Below are 781 nucleotides of genomic sequence, written 5' to 3' on the forward strand. Positions count from 1 at the left end.
CCACCGCCGCCCACGACGCCGCCGAGCGNCGCCGCCCGCGCCGCCGCCGCGGCGCTCGCCGCCCACCGCGACCGGTGCGCCGAACTCGACCGGCTCTCCGCCCGCGTCGCCGACGAGGTCCGCGCGCTGGGCCCGCTGCGCGCCGAGTACGACCGGGTGGCCCGCCTCGCCGGGCTCACCGCCGGGACCTCCGCCGAGAACGAGCGGCGGATGCGCCTGGAGTCGTACGTCCTGGCCGCCCGCCTCGAACAGGTGGCCGCCGCGGCCACCGCCCGGCTCCAGCGGATGTCGGCCGGCCGCTACACCCTCGTCCACTCCGACGCCCGCAGCGGCGGCAGGCGCGCCGGCCTCGGCCTGCACGTCGTCGACGCGTGGACCGGCGTCGAACGCGACACGGCGACCCTCTCGGGCGGCGAGACCTTCTTCGCCTCCCTCGCCCTGGCGCTGGGCCTCGCCGACGTCGTCACCGACGAGGCGGGCGGCGTCCGGCTCGACACCCTCTTCATCGACGAGGGGTTCGGCAGCCTCGACGAGCAGACCCTCGACGAGGTGCTGGACGTCCTGGACTCCCTGCGCGAACGGGACCGCAGCGTCGGCATCGTCAGCCACGTCCCCGACCTGCGCCGCCGCATCCCCACCCAACTGGAGCTCCTCAAGGGCCGCGACGGCTCCCGCGTACGCCTCTGGGCGGCCGGAGCAGCCGACGGCTGACGGGACGGCGGGCGGTACGGGAAGGGGCCGGCCGGGCGGCGNNNNCNGNACCGGGGNCNNNCNCNTNTAC

1 pseudogene is annotated in these 781 nt (G+C 77.7%); it reads left to right on the plus strand.

What is annotated here, in order from left to right:
- Positions 1–29 precede the first annotated feature (29 nt).
- Positions 30–711 (plus strand): annotated as a pseudogene (locus MW084_RS21935) (SbcC/MukB-like Walker B domain-containing protein); the annotation flags it as partial.
- Positions 712–781 lie beyond the last annotated feature (70 nt).

The organism is Streptomyces sudanensis (assembly GCF_023614315.1).
In the GTDB taxonomy this organism is placed as follows: Bacteria; Actinomycetota; Actinomycetes; order Streptomycetales; family Streptomycetaceae; genus Streptomyces; species Streptomyces sudanensis.